The following is an 18921-nucleotide window of genomic DNA, read 5'->3' on the forward strand; positions in this document are numbered from 1 at the left end:
GAGGTCTTCATGCCTGAGCTGTATTTCCATGTGCGCTGGCCCGATGGCGAGACCCAGCGTTGCTATTCCCCCTCCACGGTGGTCGAAGACTATTTCGCTCCCGGTGGCGTGTACGGCGTCGCCGACTTCGTCGAGCGCAGCCGGACTTCACTCGGCATCGCGAGCGAACGTGTGCGTGAGAAGTTCGGCTTCTACTGCACCGGAGCCTCCGACCAGCTCGCCGCGATCGAGCGCACCGCCGCCGCGTACGCCGCCGTCCCCGGCGCGACCGTCACCGTGGAAGCGCTGCGCAACGCCGACGGGAGCGCACGATGAGCCCGCTGCGGCGACTGGACGGGGCGCACTATCCGGTGGCGGTCGTCGGCGGCGGGCAGGCCGGGCTGTCGGTGAGCTACTGCCTGCGCGAGCGCGGCATCGAGCATGTCGTGATCGAGGCGGACCGGGTCGGCCACGAGTGGCGCACCCGCCGCTGGGACTCCTTCTGCCTGGTCACGCCCAACTGGCAGTGCCGGCTGCCCGGTTTCCCGTACCGGGGCCCGGCTCCGGACGGCTTCATGGTGCGGGACGAGATCGTGCGGTATCTGGAGGAGTACGTGGCCTTCTTCCGCCCGCCTCTGGTGGAGGGCGTACGCGTCACCAGGCTGCGGCGGGGCGCCTCCGGTGTGTTCGAACTGGCCACCTCCGAAGGCGACCTGACGGCAGATCAAGTCGTCCTGGCCACCGGCCCCTACCACACCCCCTCGGTGCCCAGGTCGGCCGAGCGGCTGCCCGCCGGCCTGACCCAGCTGCACTCCTCCGCCTACCGCAACGCGGACCAACTGCCCGGCGGCGCGGTCCTGGTGGTCGGCTCCGGCCAGTCCGGCGCGCAGATAGCCGAGGACCTGCATCTGGCGGGCCGCCAGGTCCACCTGGCCGTCGGCAGCGCGCCCCGGGTGGCCCGGTTCTACCGGGGCCGGGACTGCGTGGCGTGGCTGGACGAGATGGGCCACTACGGCAAGGGGATCGACGAGTTCGGCGACGCCGGGGCCGTACGGATGCGGGTCAACCACTACGTCACCGGGCGCGACGGCGGCCGCGACATCGACCTGCGGGCCTTCGCCCGCGACGGGATGCGGCTGCACGGACGGCTGACCGGCATCGACGGCGGCAAGCTCGAATTCGCCGACGACCTCAAGGTCAACCTCGACCGGGCGGACGCCGTGGCCGAGGGCATCAAGGACGCCATCGACGCCCACATCACCGCACGCGGAACCGACGCCCCCGACGAGCCCCGCTACGTACCCGTATGGGAGCCGGACGGGCAGCCGGACACCCTCGACCTGGCGTCGGCGGGCATCACCTCGGTCGTCTGGGCGACCGGCTTCACCCGCGACCACCGCTGGATGGAGGTCCCGGTCTTCGACGGCCGCGGCTACCCGATGCACTGGCGCGGCGCCACCAGCTGCCCCGGCCTGTACTTCCTGGGCCTGCCCTGGCAGTACAGCTGGGGCTCCGGCCGCTTCGAGGCGGTCGGCCGGGACGCGGAGTTCCTGGCCGGGCACATCGACGCCTCCCGCCGCCTCGCCGACGTCTGCGGCACCCTCACCGGTGCTCCCACCGAACTGACCTCGGCCCTCCCCGTCGGCTGAAAGGGCCAGAACGAGCCATGGTCTTCGACGCACACCGCCACATCGGCGTACTCCCCGCCTACCCCTTCTACGGCGGCCCGCCCGTCAACCCCGACACCACAGCCCGCGCCACCGTCAAGCAGCTCCTCGCCGACCTCGACGCCGAGGGCACCGAACGCGCCCTCGTCCTCCCCAACTACGGCGTACCCGACCCCGCGATCGCCTTCTCCTTCAACGAGCTCGCCGTCGAGGCCGCCCAGACCGACGATCGCATCCGCGCCGGCCTGTGGGTCTCCCCCCGCCCCGAGGACGAGGCCCGCACCGCCCACGCCCTCGCTCTGGCCCGCGAGGACGGCGTACGGGCGCTGAAGCTGAGCTTCCTGCTCGGCGGCCGCGCCACCGACCCCGCCTGCCGTCCCCAGCTGGACCGGATCTTCCACGAGGCCGAGCGCCTCGGCCTGGTCGTCCATGTCCACACCTCCCCCGGCGCCGCCTCCGACATCGACGAGGTCGGCCACCTGGTGGAGTGGTACGCCGACCGCGTGCCCGTCCACCTCGTCCACTTCGGCGGCGGGATGAGCGGACACATCAAGCTCATCGGCTCCCGCTTCTTCGACTGGATCGAGAGCGGCAAGCGCGTCTACACCGACCTCTCCTGGGCCATCGGCTTCGCGCCCCACTGGCTGGCCCGGGAGATCGAGCAGCGCGGCATCGGCCACGACCGCGTGCTCTTCGCCAGCGACCAGCCATGGGGCGACTTCACCGGCGAGTACGCCCGTATGACCGCCGCGACCGGCGGCGGCGAACTCGGCGGACTCGTCTTCCGCGACACCTTCACCACGCTCTACGGCTAGCAACGACCAGAGGAGACAGCCATGACCGACACCACCACCGTCCCCGAACTCAGCGACATCGAGAAGAAGTCCCTGAGCGAGATCCCGCACCCCTCCCTCCCCGAGGGCTCCAGCATCTACGGCTCCACCAAGGTCTTCCCCGACTACCAGGCCGAGAACGGCGAGACCTACTTCACCCTGGTCCACGGCATCGCCCACGAGTCCTCGGTCTCCTTCGTCGCCGTCCTCCAGGCCACCCGCGCCCTGCGCAAGGGCTTCGAGACCGCCATCTACTTCTACGGCCCCGGCTCCCTCAACTGCCTTGCCACCCGCGGCTTCCCCACCGTCGGCAATTCCGCCTTCCCCGGCGAGCACAACATCAACAACCAGCTCAAAACTTTCATCGCCGAGGGCGGCAAGGTCTACTGCTGCCGCTTCGGCCTCTCCCTGCACGGCGCCCGCGAGGAGGACCTCATCGAAGGCGTCATCCCCACCCACCCCCTGGACGTCCAGGACGCGCTGATCCACTACGCGCGCAAGGGCGCCATCATCAACTCCACCTACCAGCTCTAAGGGGCCGCACCGTGAGCGTTGGCACCGATACCTCGACGACGGTGGATGTGCGGATCATGACCCGCGCCGAACTGGCCCTGCACGGCGTGGCGCTGGCCGCCCCCGTATGCCGGCCGGACGGCGCGGGGCCCAGCGACGACGGCCACTTTGTGATGGGGCACGGTCTCGTCGACGGTGCCAACGCCGCGCTCCCCCGGAACCCCGACAGCCCCTACTCCGTACGCGACGGCAAGGTCTGGCTCGGCGACGAGGCCGGAACGTTCAAAGACACCGGCCTGACCCTGCGGACCGTGCGGCGCCCGAAGTTCTACGACCTGACGACCGCCGACGGCACGAGCTACGAGCAGATCGCCCGCCTCCACGGCTCCGACGTCCTCGCCACGACCGTCGTCCAGACCTGCATCCGCTACGCCGAGCCCGACCGCTGCCGCTTCTGCACCATCGAGGAGTCGCTGCGCTCCGGCGCCACCGTCGCCGCCAAGACCCCCGCCCAGCTCGCCGAGGTCGCCGAGGCGGCCGTCCGCCTCGACGGCGTACGCCAGATGGTCATGACCACCGGCACCACCACCGGCCCCGACCGCGGCGCCCGCAACCTCGCCCGCTCCGTCCGCGCGGTCCTGGCCGCCGTCCCCGGCCTCCCGATCCAGGTCCAGTGCGAGCCCCCCGGCGACCTCGCCTGGATCCGCGAACTCCACGACGCCGGCGCCACCGCCATCGGCATCCACGTCGAAGCCCTGGACGACGCGGTACGGCAGCGCTGGATGCCCGGCAAGTCCACCGTCCCGATGGCCGAGTACGAAGCCGCCTGGGACGAGGCCGTCCGCGTCTTCGGCCCCAACCGTGTCTCCACCTACCTCCTAGTCGGCCTCGGCGAGGATCCCGACGAACTGATCGCGGGCGCCGGTGCGTTGATCGACCGAGGCGTGTATCCCTTCGTCGTCCCCTTTCGCCCGATGCGCGGCACGCTCGCCGCTCAGGACGGCATCCCCGCGCCCGATGCCGAGCTCCTCCGGTACGTCACCGAGGGCGTCGCCGCGCAGCTCCGCACGGCAGGCATGACAGGCGCCGACCAGAAGGCCGGTTGCGCCGCCTGCGGCGCCTGCAGTGTGCTCAGCACGGCAGGCGGGTGACGGCAATGGCTGACGACCTGCTGCCCGGCGGCCCGGACGGCGACATCCTGCTCCTCCTCGGCGACCGCAGCACCATCGAGCGGCACCGGCAACCGTCCTACCGCATCGAACAGGCCGAGGACGCCGCCGCCCTCGCCGCCTACCACCACCTCCGCCGGGAGGTCTTCGTCCACGAACAGGGCCTCTTCCACACCCATGACACCGACGACCACGACGCCGATCCCCGCACCCTCGTCCTCGTCGCCCGCGACCGCACCGGCACGGTGATCGGCGGCGTCCGCCTGGGTCCCGCCGACGACGGCCCGGACATCGGCTGGTGGTACGGCGGACGCCTGGCCGTCGCGCCCGCCGCCCGGGGCGCGGGCGGCGTCGGCGCGGCGCTGGTGCGGGCGGCCTGCGCCCGCGCGGAGGCGGAGGGCGTGCTGCGCTTCGAGGCCACCGTGCAGGCCCGCAACGAGGTGCTGTTCCGGCGGCTCGGCTGGACAGCCGTACGGCAGACGACGGTCGCGGGCGCGCCGCACACGCTCATGCGCCACCCGATCGGCCGGATCGACGCCCAGGCGACGGCCGCCAAAGCCGCCCTCGGCCCGCTCCTCGCCGGGCTCGCGCCCGGCGGCCACGGGTTCGTCGGGGACGACGGCGCCCCCGTGCCGGGCACGGACATCGTGGCGGCGTGCGACGCGATCGTGCCGTCCATGGTGGAGCGCGACCCGGAGTGGGCCGGCTGGTGCTCGGTGCTGGTCAACATCAACGACCTCGCGGCGATGGGCGCCGCCCCGGTCGGCCTGCTGGACGCACTCGGTGCGCGCGACGCCTCGCACGCCGCCCGCGTGCTGGCCGGACTGCGCGCGGCGGCACAGGCGTACGGCGTCCCCGTCCTGGGCGGGCACACGCAACTCGGCGTGCCGGCCGCGCTGTCGGTGACCGCGCTGGGCCGCACCGCGCACCCCGTGCCCGGCGGCGGGGGCAGGCCGGGCCAGGCGGTCCGGCTGACCGCCGACCTGGGCGGCGGGTGGCGGCCGGGCTACCGGGGCCGGCAGTGGGACTCCACGACCCGGCGCCGTGCGGACGAACTGCGGGCGATGACGGGGGCGGTGGCCGCCGCCCGGCCCGCCGCCGCCAAGGACGTGTCGATGGCCGGGATCGCCGGGACACTGGGGATGCTGGCCGAGGCGAGCGGCTGCGGTGCGGTGCTCGACGTCGCCGCCGTGCCGCGCCCTGTCCAGGACGCGTCCATGGGCGACTGGCTGACCTGCTTCCCCGGCTTCGCGATGCTGACCGCGGGCGCTGCGGCCCTGGACGCCGGTCCGGCGGTCGGCGCACGGTGCGGGGAACTGACCGGGGGACAAGGCGTCGGGCTGCGCTGGCCCGACGGAGAGATCACGCAAGCGGTCACCGGACCGGTGACCGGAATGGGGACAGCATGACCACCCTTCGTACGCTGCGCATGGCCGCCGTCTCCGCCGGGTTCGGCCGCGATCTCGAAGAGGACTTCGCCGTCGCCGAGCGGCTGATCAAGGAGGCCCGCGCCGAGGGCGTACGCCTCCTCGCGCTCCCCGAGGCCGCTCTCGGCGGCTATCTCCTCAGCCTGGACGGCGACGACGCCGGGGACGACCCGGGCCCGCCCCCGCTCGCCGTCGACGGTCCGGAGATCCGCCGGCTCTCAGCCCTCGCGGGTGAGATGACCGTGATCGCGGGCTACTGCGAGGCAGCCGGGGACCAGCGCTACAACAGCGTCGTCTGCGTCACCGGCGACGGAGTGCTCGGCAACCACCGCAAGGTCCACCAGCCGCTCAGCGAGGACGCGAGCTACGCGTCGGGCGACCGCTTCCGCGCCTTCGACACTCCGGTCGGCCGGCTCGGCATGATGATCTGCTACGACAAGGCGTTCCCGGAGTCCGCCCGCGCCCTGGCCCTGGACGGCGCCCAGATCGGCGTGTGCGTGTCCGCCTGGCCCGGGTCGCGTACCAACGCCGCCACCGACCTCGCCGAGGACCGCTGGAAGCGGCGCTTCGACCTGTTCGACCGGGCCAGGGCGCTGGAGAATCAGATGGTGTGGCTGTCGGCGAACCAGGCGGGCACCTTCGGGTCGCTACGATTCGTCGGCAGCGCCAAGGTCGTCGACCCGGGCGGCGAGATCCTCGCCGACACCGGTGTCGGCGCCGGAATCGCCGTCGCCGAACTCGACGTGGCCCAGGCACTGGAGACCGCCCGCCGTTCCATGGGCCATCTGCGGGACCGGCGGCCCGAGACCTACGCACTGTCCACCCCGGGAGCACCAAGCGCATGACCACCATCCGGATCGCGGCCGCGGCCGCACACTTCGGCCGCGACCTGGAGTTCGACCTGGCCCGCATCGCCAAGCTGATCGACGACGCCCGCAAGGAGGGCGCCGGGCTGCTGGTGCTGCCCGATGCCGCCCTCGGCGGCTATCTGGCCGATCTGCGGCACCCCGACCCCGAGGCGCTCCCGCCCGCCCTCAAGCCGGACGACCCGCTGATCCTGCAAGTGGCCCGGCTCGCCGCCGAGATGGTGGTGTGCGTCGGCTACTGCGAGGACGGCGGCGACGAGCGCTACAACGCCGCCGTGTGCGTCAGCGGCGACGGCGTCCTGGGCCGCCACCGCAAGGTCCACCTGCCGGCCGGGGAGGTCGCCGCGTACGCGGCCGGTGACCGCTTCGACGCCTTCGACACCCCGGTCGGCCGGATCGGCATGCTCATCGACTACGACAAGACCTTCCCCGAGTCCGCCCGCAGCCTCGCCCTGGACGGCGCCGAGATCCTCGCCTGCCTGTCCGCCTGGCCCACCAGCATCACCAACCGCGCCCCGCGCATGGCCCAGGACCGCCAGGCACGCCTGTTCGACCTGTACGACCAGGCCCGCGCCGCGGAGAACCAGGTCGTCCTGGCCTCCTCCAACCAGACCGGCGCCATGGGCGGCATGCGCTTCCTCGGCCAGGCCAAGGTCGTCGGCCCCGGCGGCGACATCCTCGCCCGCACCTGGGCGAAGGCCGGGCTGGCGGTCGCCGAGGTCGATGTCTCCGCCGAGGTCGAGCGCGCCCGCCGCATCCTGCGCCACCTCGACGAACGCCGGCCCGCCGCCTACCGGGAGAGCCCTTCGTGAAGATCGCCCTGCTGACCTACTCCACCAAGCCGCGCGGCGGCGTCGTCCACACCCTGGCGCTGGCCGAGGCCCTGGCAGCGGCCGGGCAGCAGGTCACCGTGTGGTCGCTCGGCAGGGGCGGCGACACCGGCTTCTTCCGCGAGGTCTCCCCCGCCGTCGCCCTGCGCGTCGTCCCGTTCCCCGACGGGCCGGCCGACGAGACCGTGGGCGCGCGCGTGCTGCGCTCGATAGCCGTCCTGCGCAAGGCGTTTTCGCAGTCCGCGTCCTCGTACGACATCGTGCACGCGCAGGACTGCATCAGCGCCAACGCGGCCGGCCCCTGCATCCGCACGGTCCACCACATCGACCACTTCACGACCCCTGAACTGGCGGCCTGCCACGAGCGGGCGATCGTCGAGCCGCATGCGCATGTCTGCGTTTCCGGCGCCGTCGCCACCGAACTCGCCGACGGCTGGGGCATCAAGGCCGACGTCATCCCCAACGGCGTCGCGTACGACCGCTTCTCCACCACCGACCCGGCGGCCCGGGACGCCTGGCGGCAGCGCCTGGGCCGGTACGTCCTCACCGTCGGCGGCATCGAGCCCCGCAAAGGCTCGCTGGACCTGCTGGAGGCGTACGCCCTGCTGCGCGGCCCTCATCCTGACGTGAGGCTGGTCATCGGCGGCGGCGAGACCCTCTTCGACTACCGCGACTACCGAGCCCGCTGGGAGGCCCGCGCCGCCGAGCTCAGCATCGAGCCCGTCGTCCTCGGGCCCGTCCCCGAACCCGACCTCCCGTCGCTCGTCGCCGCGGCCGACGCCTTCGCCTTCCCCTCCGCCAAGGAGGGCTTCGGCCTCGCCGCCATGGAGGCCCTCGCCGCCGGCGTCCCCCTCGTCGTCCGCGACCTCCCCGTCCTGCGGGAGGTCTTCGGCCCGGCCGCCCGCTTCGCCACCACCCCCGCCGCCCTCGCCGGCGAACTCTCCGCCGCCCTCACCGTCCCCGACCCCGCCCGGCGCACGGCCGGCCGCGAGCTTGCCGCCCGGCACACGTGGGAGGCCGCGGCCGAGCGGCATCTGGCCTTCTACAACCGCCAGGGAGCCGTCAGTTCGGCCTCGTCGCGATGACGACTGTCGCCTCCAGGTCGTCGCACGTCGCCACCCGTGGGATCAGGCCGTCGCGGGCGACGGTCTCGATGGCCTGCGGGGCCTGGCGCTCGCTGGTCTCGAACAGCAGGTGGCCGCCCGGCGCCAGCCATCGCGGCGCCAGGGCGGTCACCCGGCGCAGGACATCGAGCCCGTCCGCACCGCCGTCGAGCGCGACGCGCGCCTCGTGGACGCGGGCTTCGGCGGGCAGCAGGGCGACCGCGCCGGAGGGCACGTAGGGCACATTGGCGAGGAGGATGCCGACGCGGCCGCGCAGGGCGGCGGGCAGCGGCTCATAGAGGTCGCCCTCATGGACCTGGCCACCGGCGGGGCCGAGGTTGCGGCGGGCGCAGCGTACGGCGGCGGGGTCGATGTCGGCCGCGTGCAGCTCGAGTTGGCCGAAGGCCTCGGCCAGTACCGCGCCGAGGGCGCCGGAGCCGCAGCACAGGTCGACGACGACGGCTCGCGGCGCGGCGAGGGAGAGGGCCTGGCGGGCGAGGAACTCTGAGCGGCGGCGGGGCACGAAGACGCCGGGGTCGACGGCGATCCGCAGATCGCAGAACTCGGCCCAGCCGAGGACGTGTTCGAGGGGAAGACCATCGACTCGCCGGTCCACCATGGAGATGACTTCGGCGGGTGTTCGGGCGGTGGAGAGGATCAGCCGCGCCTCGTCCTCGGCGAAGACGCAGCCGGAGGCACGGAGCTTGGTGACGATGGTGGTGAACGAGCTGACGGACGTTGCGAGAGAAAGCGACACGAGAGCCTTTCGAGCTGTCGAAGGGCGCTCTCTCGGTCCCCTACGCCGGGTGGACCGGCTGGGCGTGACCGTGAGGTGAGAGCACCCGACCTGACAAAGCGGTAATGGGTCTCACCTCCTCGGTGCGCGGGATCCCTGGCGGATCCTCGTTTCCGTGCTGATTCTGATCGACCGGCGGGGTGGATGTCCAGCGGCTCCGGTATTTCAGCCAGGTCCTGTCCGGGCGATCATGGGCGCCCGCCGCGCCAGCGGCTGATGTCACAGCGGCGTCGTCTGGTGCGGTGCATCGCAAGGCGCCGGAATGCCCGCAGGGTGGTTTCCTGTGGGCATTCCGGCAACGCGGCGAGGTGCCACCCGCCGCGCCAGCGGCTGATGTCACGGCGGCGGCGAAGGGGCCGTTCATGATCGCCCGGACAGGACCTAGGGGATTTCAGCTGCGTGAGCCGGGCTGTTCCGAGGGTCCGACGTTGCGGTCCAGCCACTCGTCGAACGGGCCGGTGGCGCGCAGGAACTCCACCACGCGCCGCTTGGCGGCGGCGGTGCCCAGCCACGGCCCGACGGGCCACTGCCGCCAGGCGAACAGGTCCTTGTTCCGCAGCAGTTCCAGCCGGGGATGGTCCTTGGGCCAGCCGCGCGGCGCGCCCTTCAGCCGCTCCCGCGAGCGGACCTCGATGCCCTGCTTGACGACCTGGGCGATGAGGGCCTCCAGCTCGGCCCCGGCCGCCTCCTCGGCCACCGCTTCGCGATAGCGGCGCAGCTGGTCGGAGGCCATCACGTAGTAGCCGCTGCCGGCGGCCAGTCCCTCCGCCGACAGCTGGACGTAGCCTCCGCCGCTCAGCGTGGCGCCGATGGCGGTCTTGTACGGGGACTTGTCGGAGCTGAAGCGGACGTCACGGTAGGGGCGGAAGATCTTCCCCGTGCCGAACTCGTCCTCCAGCTCGGCGAGCAGCTGCTCCATCGGGGCGAGCACCTGGGCGTCGTACACGTCCTTGTGCGCGGTCCAGTAGAGCTTCGAGTTGTCGGCCCGGAGTCCCTCGTAGAACTCCAGCGCCTCGGCGGGCCAGCCTCGGAAGGTCACACTCGCAGCGTACGCCGGTCGCGCGGAAGATCGTAGAAACGCACATACCAGGCCCCTTGGGGTGATCGTTGCGCTCATGCAATGCGACAGGAGACCTACACCTCGCATTTGCGGCACTATGATCAGGACATTCACCAGATGAGGGAGTAGACCCAGTGATGACCCGTACCGCGCGCCGCCGGACCCTGCAGCTGGCCGGCACAGCCACTGCGGCTCTGCTGGCCCTCAGCGCCTGCTCCTCCTCGGACAGCTCTTCCGCCTCCTCGTCGCCGTCGGCGTCCTCGTCGGCGAAGCTGTCGGGCACGGTGACGGTCTTCGCCGCCGCGTCCCTGAAGGAGAGCTTCACCAGCCTGGGCAAGACCTTCGAGGCCGCTCACCCCGGCACCAGGGTGACCTTCAACTTCGGGGGCAGCGACACCCTCGCGGCGAGCATCACCTCGGGCGCGCCGGCCGATGTCTTCGCCTCGGCCAGCGCCAAGACGATGGCGATCGTCACGGACGCGAAGGACGCCGTCGGCACCCCCGTCACCTTTGTGCGCAACCAGCTGGAGATCGCGACCCTGCCGGGCAACCCCGACAAGATCACCTCCTTGAAGGACCTCACCAAGTCCGGCCTGAAGGTCGTGCTGTGCGACAAGACGGTGCCGTGCGGCGCCGCCGCGCAGAAGGCCCTGACCGCCGGCAGCCTGAAGCTCACCCCGGTGTCGTACGAGCAGGACGTCAAGAGCGCCCTGACGAAGGTCGAGTTGAAGGAGGCCGACGCCGCCGTGGTCTACAAGACCGATGTGAAGGCCGCGGGTGGCAAGGTGGACGGTGTGGAATTCCCCGAGTCGGCCAAGGCCATCAACGAGTACCCGATCGCCCTGCTCAAGGACGCGCCGAACGCGGCCGCGGCCAAGGCCTTCATCGCCCTGGTGGAGTCCGCCGAGGGCAAGAAGGTCCTGACGGCGGCGGGCTTCCTCAACCCGTGACGGAGCCCGTTCTCGTAGCGGGCCGCAAGCAGCCCCGGCAGCGCCGCCGCTCCCCGGTGCCGCTGCCGCTGCTGCTGCCGGCCCTGCTCGGGCTGGCCTTCCTGCTACTGCCGCTGGCCGGGCTGCTGATCCGTACGCCCTGGAGCGATCTGCCGCACCAGCTGACCAGCCCCGGCGTCTGGCAGGCGCTGCGGCTGTCGCTCATCGCCGCGACCAGCGCCACCGTGGTCTCCCTGGTGCTGGGCGTGCCGCTGGCCTGGCTGCTGGCGCGCACCGAGTTCCCCGGGCGCGGTCTCGTACGGGCGCTGGTCACGCTGCCGCTGGTGCTGCCGCCCGTGGTGGGCGGCGTGGCGCTGCTGCTGGCGCTGGGCCGCAACGGCATCGTCGGGCGGTGGCTGGACGAGGCGTTCGGGGTGACACTGCCGTTCACGACGGCGGGGGTGGTCGTGGCGGAGGCCTTCGTGGCGATGCCGTTCCTGGTGATCAGCGTCGAGGGCACCCTGCGGGCCGCCGACCCGCGCTACGAGGAGGCCGCCATGACGCTGGGGGCCTCGCGCTTCACCGCCTTCCGCCGGGTGACGCTGCCGCTGATCGCACCGGGCATCGCGGCCGGGGCAGTGCTGGCCTGGGCGCGGGCGCTGGGCGAGTTCGGGGCGACCATCACCTTCGCAGGCAACTTCCCGGGGCGTACGCAGACCATGCCGCTGGCCGTGTACCTGGCGCTGCAGAGCGACCCGGCCGCCGCGATCGCGCTGAGCCTGGTGCTGCTGGCGGTGTCCATCGCGGTGCTGGCCGGGCTGCGCGACCGCTGGATGGCCGCGCCATGACGGGCCTGGACGCACACCTGATCGTCGAGCGCGAGGCCTTCCGGCTCGACGTACGCCTCACCGCCGCCCCCGGCGAGGTCGTCGCCCTGCTGGGCCCCAACGGCGCCGGCAAGACCACCGCCCTGCGCGCCCTGGCCGGGCTCACCCCGCTCACCGGCGGCCATCTGGTGCTGGACGGCCTCTCGCTGGACGGCACCCCGCCCGAGACCCGGCCGGTCGGTGTCGTCTTCCAGGACTATCTGCTGTTCCCGCACCTCAGCGCGCTGGACAACGTCGCCTTCGGGCCCCGCTGCCACGGCGTGCCCAAGGACCGGGCCCGCGCCGAGGCCGCCGGCTGGCTCAAGCGCATGGGCCTGGACGACCACGCCGCCGCCAAGCCGCGCAAGCTGTCCGGCGGCCAGGCCCAGCGCGTCGCGCTGGCCAGGGCCCTGGCCACGCACCCCCGGCTGCTGCTCCTGGACGAGCCGCTCGCCGCCCTGGACGCCCGCACCCGGCTCGACGTACGCGCCCAGCTGCGCCGCCACCTCGCCGACTTCGAGGCCGTGGCGGTCCTGGTCACCCATGACCCGCTGGACGCCATGGTGCTGGCCGACCGGCTCGTCGTCATCGAGGACGGCCGCACGGTCCAGGAGGGCTCCCCGGCCTCGATAGCCCGCCACCCGCGTACGGACTACATCGCCCACCTGGTCGGCCTCAACCTCTACCGGGGCGAGGCCGTCGGCCACACCGTCCGGGTCGCCGGCGGCGGGCCCGAGATCACGGCCGCCGACGCCCTCACCGGACCGGCCTTCGCCGCCTTCCCGCCCAGCGCCGTCACCCTCCACCGCGACCGCCCCACCGGCTCCAGCGCCCGCAACCTGTGGCCCGCCGAGGTCGCCGGCCTGGAGTCCCACGGCGACCAGATCCGGGTCTCCCTCACCGGCGAACTCCCCCTCACCGCCGACCTCACCACCGCCGCCACCGCCGAGCTCGGCCTCCACCCCGGCGCCCCGGTCTGGGCCACCGTCAAGGCCGCCCAGGTCCGCGCCTACCCCGCCTGATCTGCCTAGGGTCTGTCCGGGGGGTCTCCGTGGCGTCGCCACGGAGACCCCCCGGACAGACCCTAGCCCCGGGCCGGCCGGGAAACCGCGATGTGCCCCACCTCCGCCGCCAGCTCCCGCAGCCGGTGCCAGGCCATGCGGGGCTGCGGTGGGGGCACGCCGGGGCGCTCCCGGGGGACCCGTACGCGCAGGGCGCGCGGCTGGATCCGGCAGCGTACGGGCGTCGGCAGGACGAGGGCCTCGCCGTCGACACCCACTTCGATCTCGTCGGCGTCGGCGTCGACGACCACTTCGGGGGCGGTGACGACGGTGAGCCCGGCGGCTTGCGGGCCCCGGAGCAGCCCGGCGGCCTCGGCGGCGTTCTCGACCTTGACGGCGAGGACGCCGAGGACGCCGGAGTCGAGGCGTTCGCGCAGGCCGAGCCCGGCGGGGTCGCCGGTGCGGTAGGGGTTGTTGCTGACGAGCACGGCCTGGGGCTCGTCGACGGTGGTGCCCGCGGCCCGGGCGGTGAGGCGGGGGCCGCGCCGGTGGGTGAGGAGGTCGGGGAGGAGTTCGAGGATCGTACGGACCTTGTCGTCGCGGTAGGCCGGGCTCTGCACGACGGCGGCGTAGGCGCCGAACGAGGCGTTGTTGACGAACGGACGGTCGGTGGCGGGGCCCGAGACGAAGCCCAGGTCGATGCGGAGTTCGACGCCGTCGGTGAGGGCGTCCAGGCAGGCCGACGGGTCGTCACGGTCCAGGCCGAGGTCCATGGCGAAGTGGTTGCGGGTACCGGCCGAGACGACCAGGAAGGGGATGTCCCGCTCGGCGGCCACCCCGGCCACCAGGGCCTGGGTGCCGTCCCCGGCGGCCACGCCGAGCAGGTCGGCGCCGTCGTCGACCGCCGTACGGGCGAGCTCGGCGACATCCTGAGGCCGGGCCGGATCGAGCAGCACGACACGCGCACCGAGCGCTTCGGCCTTCTCCCTCAGCGCGAACCGCTCCACCTTCCCGCCGCCCGAGCGGGGATTCATGATGAAGAACGCATGCGCGGGCCGCGCAGCCGATGGCTCCGCACGCCGTCCGGAACGCGGACCCGTCCCGCGCAGCGCGGCCCGGCCCGCCCACACCGCCACGCCCCACAGCGCGGCGACCAGGAGCACCTCCCACAGCAGCTTCGCCGCCGCGTACAGCGCGAGCACGGCGAGCGGCGCCGCGACGGCCAGTACGGCCGCGAGCACCCTCGCCGCACCGCGCCGGGTCAGCACCCACCACACGGCCGCCACCGTCACCGTTATGCCGACCAGTCCGACCACGATCAGCGCCAGGCTCCCGAACAGCCCGGCCGACAAGGGCAACAGCAGCACGGCCGCCGCCACGGCGGCCAGTGCCAGCCGTGCCGACCAGCGCTGCGCCGCATGCGCATGCGTACGTGCCGCGGGAACGCCGCCCATCAGCCCTCCAGGTCCAAAGCCAGGGGGCTGCGATCCTACGTGCCGTGACCCCGTACTTCCCTGAACGGCGGTCCGCCCGAATTCGGTGGCGCGCGCGGTGACTCTCTGTCAGCATCTGCAGATGCTCATACTCGCCGACGAACTCGGCCACCTTTCCTACACCGTCACCGGACAAGGACCACCCGTCGTGCTCGCGCACGCCGGCGTCGCCGACCACCGCATGTGGGACGCGGTCGTGCCCGCCCTCGCGGAAACGCACACCGTCATCCGGTACGACCTGCGCGGCTTCGGCGAGTCCCCGCCCCCTGCCGGCCCGTTCGACGAGGCCGACGACCTGCGCCGCCTCCTGGACCACCTCGGCCACGAGCGGGTCCGGCTCGTCGGCGCCTCCTGGGGCGGCCGCGTCACCCTGGACTTCGCTCTCGCCCACCCGGGCCGGGTGCACTCCCTCGTCCTGCTCGCCCCACCGTGGCCCGGATACGACTGGTCGGCGGAAATGATCGCGTACGACGAGGCGGAAACCGCGGCCCTGGCCGCAGGCGACCTGGACTCCGCCGTCCGCGTCAACCTGGACATGTGGCTGCGCGGACCGGCCCGCAAGTGGGAGGACGTCGGCGCGGGACTCGCCGAAGGGCTCCTGGGCCCGATGCGGACCTCGCTGGAGAACCAGGAGATCGTGGGGGAGCTTTCCCAGGGCGTCGGCGATGGCGACCTCACCACGATCGCCGTCCCCACCCTGGTCGGGATCGGCAAGCTCGACGTCGCCGACTTCCAGGACATCGCCCGCCGCTACGCCACCGCGATCCCCGGCGCCACCCTGGTCGAGTTCGCCACCGCCGCCCACCTCATCGCCCTGGACGCGCCCACCGAACTCACCGCGGCACTACGCCCGTTCCTCGCCCGCTGACCACTGACCGCCGACCGCCGGCTCAGGACCGGGGCCGGAAGTAGGCGATGGCTGGCTCTGTTCCGGTGACCGTGGCGACGCAGCGGAAGACGCGGAGCCCGTCGGCGTACTGGGTCGGGGTGGGCGGGAGTACGTCGGTGGTCCAGTCGGCGGGGTCAATGGCCAGTGCCGCGCTGCCGCGTCTGGACTTCGCCATGACCTCGCGCGAGCAGAGCTTGCGGATGCCGGGATGCTTCTCCAGCTCCTGCTGATCGACGGTCATCCCGTCCGAGGGGAGCGGAGCGATGGCGAAGGTCTCCCACCGGTGCTCCACCAGGCAGTCCGAGCGGGTGACGGTGACGTTTCCGGCGATGACGACCATGCCGCCCCAGCACTCGGCGGTCGTGGTGCAGGCGGCATGCAGGCCGGCGACGGATGCCGCCGGGCAGTTCTCGGTGGTCGTGGCGACCCCGAAGCCGGCGCCGGCCGCTGCAGTGGCGGAGGCCTTGGAATCCGTGGAAGCAGAAGAAGTGGAAGAGGATGAGGACGAGGACACCGAGGGCGTTCCGTCCGGCGTCCACTGCTGGTAGGCCAGCACTCCGCCCGTGCCGACGACGACGGTGGCCATGACCACGGCCGGGACGGCCAGCCGGGGACGCCGCCGGGCCTGGCGAGCGGGGCGCCCCGGCACGATGGGCACGGTTTCGGTGCCCGCGAGGGCGGCGAGGGCGTCGCGCAGCGCGGCGGCGCCGGGGAGCCGGCGGGCGGGGTCGGGGGCCATGGAGTGCCGGAGGACCTCGGTGAGGGCGGGGCTCACACCGGGCAGGTCGGGTATGGGCTGGTCGTGGCGGGTGATGATCTCCGCGATGCTGAGACTGCCCTCTTCGGGGAAGTGCGGCGGGCGGCCCTGCAGCAGGGCGTAGACGGTCGCGCCGAGTGAGTAGACGTCCCCGGCGGGGGTGGGTTCGGCCATCCGGAAGGCCTCGGGCGGGGCGTAGGCGGGGGTCAGTGCCTCCCGGGTCACGGACAGTTCGTGTCCGGGCCGGGGCATCGCGGCCAGCCCGAAGTCGGCGAGGGCGACGGCGCCGTACTGGTCGATCATGATGTTGCCGGGCTTGATGTCGCGGTGCAGCACGCCCGCCGCGTGCGCGGCGGCCAGCGCGTCGGCGATGCGCACGCCGATGTCCCGCGCCTCGTTCGCCGGGAGCGGACCGTCCTTGTGCAGCCGGTCGCTGAGGGATCCGCCGGGGCACAGCTCCAGCACCATGTAGGGGCGGCCGTCGGGGAGCACCCCGGCGTCGTACACCGCGACCACGTGCGGATGGCCGGACAGCTGCCCGGCGGCGGTGACCTCCCGCATGAATCGCTGCCGGTCGCGGTCCGAGGACAGCGTCCTGCTGTCGATCTTGAGCGCGACCTCCCGGCCCACGGCGAGCTGGCGCGCGCGGTAGACGGTGGCGAAGCCTCCCCGGCCGAGGACTTCGAGGACCTCGTAGCCGGGCAGTTCCAGATGTTCGATCCGCATCGCGCGACTTTAGCCCAGAGCTCGGACAGTCTGCCCGGACAGATCAGCCTTTGGCAGGCTCTGCCGCAGTCTCGGGCAGCCCGATGGCGAACAGGCGCAACTGCAGGGCCAGCGTGGCGTAGTAGCCGACCAGGGTGGAGAGGTCGAAGAGGGTGCGCTCGCCGAGGGCGTCGCGGGCGGCCGCGTACCAGGCCTCGTCAAGGATGTCCGGGGCGGCCGGGGCGGCCAGGGCGCGGGCGGCGGACCAGGCGGCACGTTCGGCGGGGTCGGCGAGGCGGGGGTCGGCGCCTTCGCGGAGGGCCCGGATCTCGGGGTCGGTGAGGCCGGCGGCGCGGGCGAGGGGTTCGTGGGCGTAGCGCTCGAAGTCGCAGTCCCAGGCGGTGGCGACGACGAGGACGGCCATCTCGCGGACGCGGGGCGGCAGTTCGGTGGCGTAACGGATTGCGGAGCCGAGGGCCTGCAGGGCATGGCCGAGCCGGGGGCTGAACAGCATCGCGTTGAAGGGGCCGTTGAGTCGGCCCTCGGGGTCGGTGAGGGCGAAGAGCTGGGGGCCGGTGGAGCGGGGGCCGCCGGTGATCGCCTCGTAGAGGGCCTGTTGTTCGGCGTTCAGCTCGCCGGGGCCGAGGAGGGGGAGACGGCTCATCGCGCGGCCACTTCCCCGGCGAGGGCCGCCAGGTCGGCGTCGGTGAGGAGGCGGCCTTCGCGGGACATCATGTCGCGGGCTCTGAGGAGGACTTCCCCGACCTGGTCCGGGGTGAGGTCGTCGATGCCGAGGTGTTCGAGCTTGTCGGCGAGGGTGTACGGGCCGCTGTCGGGGGTGAAGGGGATCCGGCGCTCGTTGCCGACGAGGGTGGGTTCGAGGCAGTTGTGGAGGAGCGGGTCCACCGTCGTCTCCTGGGTGACGATGTCCATGCCGCCCCAGGAGAAGGCGTTGGCGCCGGTCACCGGGTGGTTCCAGGCGAGGTGGTAGCCGGTCAGCGCCTCGCCGGCGCGGGCGAGGGCGGTGAGCCGTTCGGTGCGGATGCCGGTGCGGACTCCGTAGAGCGCCTCGAAGGCCAGCGCTGTGGCGGCCAGGTCGGCGTTGCCGGGGCCGCCGCAGTAGCCGTTGACGGACAGCTCGACGACATCGGCCCCGGCGCGGGCCGCGGCGACCGCGCAGCCGACGGCCAGGCCGAAGGTGTTGTGCGGGTGGAGGCCGATCCGGACGGCCGGGGCCAGTTCCTTCGTACGGCGCACCAGGTGGGCGTAGGCCTCGGGGCTCATGGCGCCGGGGCCGTCGAAGAGGGTGAGCTCGGTGGCGCCCGCGCCGGTGAGGGCGGCAACCGACTCCGCCAGGACGGCGTCGGTGAGGTAGGAGACCATCAGCAGCGGGACGACGGCGTCCAGGCCCCGGGACCGGGCGTGCCGGATGAGCGGGACGGCCCGGGCGAGCACGTCGGCGCGGCTGCGCGGGGTGTGCGGGGTGCGCCAGTCCTCGCCGCGCCAGGCCTGCTGGTAGGCGGCCGGCTGGTAGATCAGCGAGGTCTCGCCGAAGCCCTGGACCCAGATCTGTACGGCGTCGTAGCCCGCGTCGGCCGCCCGGTCGATGTCCTGCGCGGTGCGCAGCAGCGGACACACCGCCCGGCAGCGGGAGTCCGCGCTCCTGATGATCTCGACCTCGGCGCGCAGCGCCTTGTCGTCCCGTCCGGCGAGGCCCGCGGTGACCACTTCGCCGACGCCCGCGCCGACGAGCTGCCGCAGATACGCCTCCTTGGCCTCGCCGGTGGCGACCACCCCGGGCAGCGTCTCGACCGACCGCAGGGTCGCGTCGCGCAGCGTCACGGATTCCGGCAGATCCCCGGCCACGTCCGGGCGGCGGTTGAGCGGGCTGACCGACCAGCGGCCGGGCTCGTAGGCGCCGGGGGTGCGCCGGTCGGCCAACTCGGCCCGGAAGCGGGCGATCTCCTCGGCGGTGAACACTGCCGGCTTGTCCATGAGCAGCCCTCCGGGTTTCGAAGCAAGGTATCCATCCAAGCAT

General features: G+C 73.0%; 19 protein-coding genes. 13 read left to right on the top strand and 6 right to left on the bottom strand.

The window, feature by feature from the left end:
* Positions 1-9 precede the first annotated feature (9 nt).
* Genes OG607_RS06930 through OG607_RS06970 form a run of 9 tightly spaced genes read left to right on the top strand, consistent with a single transcriptional unit; the run spans position 10 to position 8369 of the window.
* A complete protein-coding gene (locus OG607_RS06930; RefSeq protein ID WP_405720057.1) occupies positions 10-315 on the top strand; it encodes an MSMEG_0570 family nitrogen starvation response protein in 306 nt (101 codons plus the stop codon).
* Positions 312-1628 carry an MSMEG_0569 family flavin-dependent oxidoreductase gene (locus OG607_RS06935; protein WP_405720059.1) on the top strand — a complete coding sequence of 439 codons (1317 nt, stop codon included), beginning with the start codon at positions 312-314 and terminating at the stop codon, positions 1626-1628. Before OG607_RS06930 ends, OG607_RS06935 begins: the two co-directional genes overlap by 4 nt.
* A 17-nt stretch (positions 1629-1645) precedes the next feature.
* Positions 1646-2461, top strand: a complete 816-nt coding sequence (locus tag OG607_RS06940) for an amidohydrolase family protein (protein WP_405720061.1) — start codon at positions 1646-1648, stop codon at positions 2459-2461.
* 21 nt (positions 2462-2482) lie between these two features.
* The gene (locus OG607_RS06945; RefSeq protein WP_405720063.1) at positions 2483-3013 is read left to right on the top strand and encodes an MSMEG_0572/Sll0783 family nitrogen starvation response protein; all 531 of its coding nucleotides are present in this window, start codon (positions 2483-2485) and stop codon (positions 3011-3013) included.
* A gap of 11 nt (positions 3014-3024) precedes the next feature.
* Complete coding sequence (locus OG607_RS06950) at positions 3025-4143, top strand: MSMEG_0568 family radical SAM protein (RefSeq protein WP_405720065.1); 1119 nt, start codon at positions 3025-3027, stop codon at positions 4141-4143.
* 5 nt (positions 4144-4148) lie between these two features.
* Positions 4149-5570 carry an MSMEG_0567/sll0787 family protein gene (locus OG607_RS06955; RefSeq protein ID WP_405720067.1) on the top strand — a complete coding sequence of 474 codons (1422 nt, stop codon included), beginning with the start codon at positions 4149-4151 and terminating at the stop codon, positions 5568-5570.
* Positions 5567-6433, top strand: a complete 867-nt coding sequence (locus OG607_RS06960; protein WP_405720069.1) for a carbon-nitrogen hydrolase family protein — start codon at positions 5567-5569, stop codon at positions 6431-6433. Before OG607_RS06955 ends, OG607_RS06960 begins: the two co-directional genes overlap by 4 nt.
* Positions 6430-7266 (top strand): carbon-nitrogen hydrolase family protein, encoded by an 837-nt coding sequence (locus tag OG607_RS06965; protein WP_405720071.1) that lies wholly within the window; start codon positions 6430-6432, stop codon positions 7264-7266. Before OG607_RS06960 ends, OG607_RS06965 begins: the two co-directional genes overlap by 4 nt.
* On the top strand, positions 7263-8369 hold the full coding sequence (locus OG607_RS06970; protein WP_405720073.1) for an MSMEG_0565 family glycosyltransferase: 1107 nt from the start codon (positions 7263-7265) through the stop codon (positions 8367-8369). Before OG607_RS06965 ends, OG607_RS06970 begins: the two co-directional genes overlap by 4 nt.
* Here OG607_RS06970 and OG607_RS06975 read toward each other — a convergent pair.
* Both OG607_RS06975 and OG607_RS06980 read right to left on the bottom strand, forming a co-directional pair.
* Positions 8347-9144: a putative protein N(5)-glutamine methyltransferase gene (locus OG607_RS06975; RefSeq protein WP_405720075.1), complete on the bottom strand. Its 798-nt coding sequence runs from the start codon at positions 9142-9144 to the stop codon at positions 8347-8349. The genes OG607_RS06970 and OG607_RS06975 overlap by 23 nt on opposite strands.
* Before the next feature lie 430 nt (positions 9145-9574).
* The gene (locus OG607_RS06980; protein ID WP_405720077.1) at positions 9575-10222 is read right to left on the bottom strand and encodes a DUF2461 domain-containing protein; all 648 of its coding nucleotides are present in this window, start codon (positions 10220-10222) and stop codon (positions 9575-9577) included.
* A gap of 158 nt (positions 10223-10380) precedes the next feature.
* Between OG607_RS06980 and modA the strand changes: the two genes are divergently transcribed.
* From modA to OG607_RS06995, 3 genes are read left to right on the top strand one after another with little or no spacing between them, the layout of a single operon-like run.
* Positions 10381-11193 carry a molybdate ABC transporter substrate-binding protein gene (modA, locus tag OG607_RS06985; RefSeq protein WP_405720079.1) on the top strand — a complete coding sequence of 271 codons (813 nt, stop codon included), beginning with the start codon at positions 10381-10383 and terminating at the stop codon, positions 11191-11193.
* A complete protein-coding gene (locus OG607_RS06990) occupies positions 11190-12020 on the top strand; it encodes an ABC transporter permease (RefSeq protein WP_405720081.1) in 831 nt (276 codons plus the stop codon). Before modA ends, OG607_RS06990 begins: the two co-directional genes overlap by 4 nt.
* A complete protein-coding gene (locus OG607_RS06995) occupies positions 12017-13060 on the top strand; it encodes an ABC transporter ATP-binding protein (RefSeq protein ID WP_405720083.1) in 1044 nt (347 codons plus the stop codon). Before OG607_RS06990 ends, OG607_RS06995 begins: the two co-directional genes overlap by 4 nt.
* A gap of 62 nt (positions 13061-13122) precedes the next feature.
* Here OG607_RS06995 and OG607_RS07000 read toward each other — a convergent pair whose 3' ends face one another.
* On the bottom strand, positions 13123-14493 hold the full coding sequence (locus OG607_RS07000; RefSeq protein WP_405720085.1) for a diacylglycerol/lipid kinase family protein: 1371 nt from the start codon (positions 14491-14493) through the stop codon (positions 13123-13125).
* Positions 14494-14614: 121 nt separating this feature from the next.
* Here OG607_RS07000 and OG607_RS07005 point away from each other — a divergent pair, with 121 nt between their 5' ends.
* Positions 14615-15400: an alpha/beta fold hydrolase gene (locus OG607_RS07005; protein ID WP_405720087.1), complete on the top strand. Its 786-nt coding sequence runs from the start codon at positions 14615-14617 to the stop codon at positions 15398-15400.
* 22 nt (positions 15401-15422) lie between these two features.
* Here OG607_RS07005 and OG607_RS07010 read toward each other — a convergent pair whose 3' ends face one another.
* From OG607_RS07010 to OG607_RS07020, 3 genes are read right to left on the bottom strand one after another with little or no spacing between them, the layout of a single operon-like run.
* On the bottom strand, positions 15423-16904 hold the full coding sequence (locus tag OG607_RS07010; protein ID WP_405720089.1) for a serine/threonine-protein kinase: 1482 nt from the start codon (positions 16902-16904) through the stop codon (positions 15423-15425).
* Between the two features lie 43 nt (positions 16905-16947).
* Positions 16948-17547 (bottom strand): carboxymuconolactone decarboxylase family protein, encoded by a 600-nt coding sequence (locus OG607_RS07015; protein ID WP_405720091.1) that lies wholly within the window; start codon positions 17545-17547, stop codon positions 16948-16950.
* Positions 17544-18878 (bottom strand): hypothetical protein, encoded by a 1335-nt coding sequence (locus OG607_RS07020; RefSeq protein ID WP_405720093.1) that lies wholly within the window; start codon positions 18876-18878, stop codon positions 17544-17546. Before OG607_RS07020 ends, OG607_RS07015 begins: the two co-directional genes overlap by 4 nt.
* Positions 18879-18921: the final 43 nt, after the last annotated feature.

This window comes from Streptomyces sp. NBC_01537, from assembly GCF_045040445.1.
Lineage (GTDB): Bacteria > Actinomycetota > Actinomycetes > Streptomycetales > Streptomycetaceae > Actinacidiphila.

What these genes read in the sequence shown, in the direction of transcription:
- OG607_RS06930 (WP_405720057.1), top strand. Translation starts at nt 10, where the DNA reads ATGCCTGAGCTGTATTTCCATGTGCGCTGGCCCGATGGCGAGACCCAG.
- OG607_RS06935 (WP_405720059.1), top strand. Translation starts at nt 312, where the DNA reads ATGAGCCCGCTGCGGCGACTGGACGGGGCGCACTATCCGGTGGCGGTC.
- OG607_RS06940 (WP_405720061.1), top strand. Translation starts at nt 1,646, where the DNA reads ATGGTCTTCGACGCACACCGCCACATCGGCGTACTCCCCGCCTACCCC.
- OG607_RS06945 (WP_405720063.1), top strand. Translation starts at nt 2,483, where the DNA reads ATGACCGACACCACCACCGTCCCCGAACTCAGCGACATCGAGAAGAAG.
- OG607_RS06955 (WP_405720067.1), top strand. Translation starts at nt 4,149, where the DNA reads ATGGCTGACGACCTGCTGCCCGGCGGCCCGGACGGCGACATCCTGCTC.
- OG607_RS06960 (WP_405720069.1), top strand. Translation starts at nt 5,567, where the DNA reads ATGACCACCCTTCGTACGCTGCGCATGGCCGCCGTCTCCGCCGGGTTC.
- OG607_RS06965 (WP_405720071.1), top strand. Translation starts at nt 6,430, where the DNA reads ATGACCACCATCCGGATCGCGGCCGCGGCCGCACACTTCGGCCGCGAC.
- modA (WP_405720079.1), top strand. Translation starts at nt 10,381, where the DNA reads ATGACCCGTACCGCGCGCCGCCGGACCCTGCAGCTGGCCGGCACAGCC.
- OG607_RS06995 (WP_405720083.1), top strand. Translation starts at nt 12,017, where the DNA reads ATGACGGGCCTGGACGCACACCTGATCGTCGAGCGCGAGGCCTTCCGG.
- OG607_RS07000 (WP_405720085.1), bottom strand. Translation starts at nt 14,493, where the DNA reads ATGGGCGGCGTTCCCGCGGCACGTACGCATGCGCATGCGGCGCAGCGC.
- OG607_RS07005 (WP_405720087.1), top strand. Translation starts at nt 14,615, where the DNA reads ATGCTCATACTCGCCGACGAACTCGGCCACCTTTCCTACACCGTCACC.
- OG607_RS07010 (WP_405720089.1), bottom strand. Translation starts at nt 16,904, where the DNA reads ATGCGGATCGAACATCTGGAACTGCCCGGCTACGAGGTCCTCGAAGTC.
- OG607_RS07015 (WP_405720091.1), bottom strand. Translation starts at nt 17,547, where the DNA reads ATGAGCCGTCTCCCCCTCCTCGGCCCCGGCGAGCTGAACGCCGAACAA.
- OG607_RS07020 (WP_405720093.1), bottom strand. Translation starts at nt 18,878, where the DNA reads ATGGACAAGCCGGCAGTGTTCACCGCCGAGGAGATCGCCCGCTTCCGG.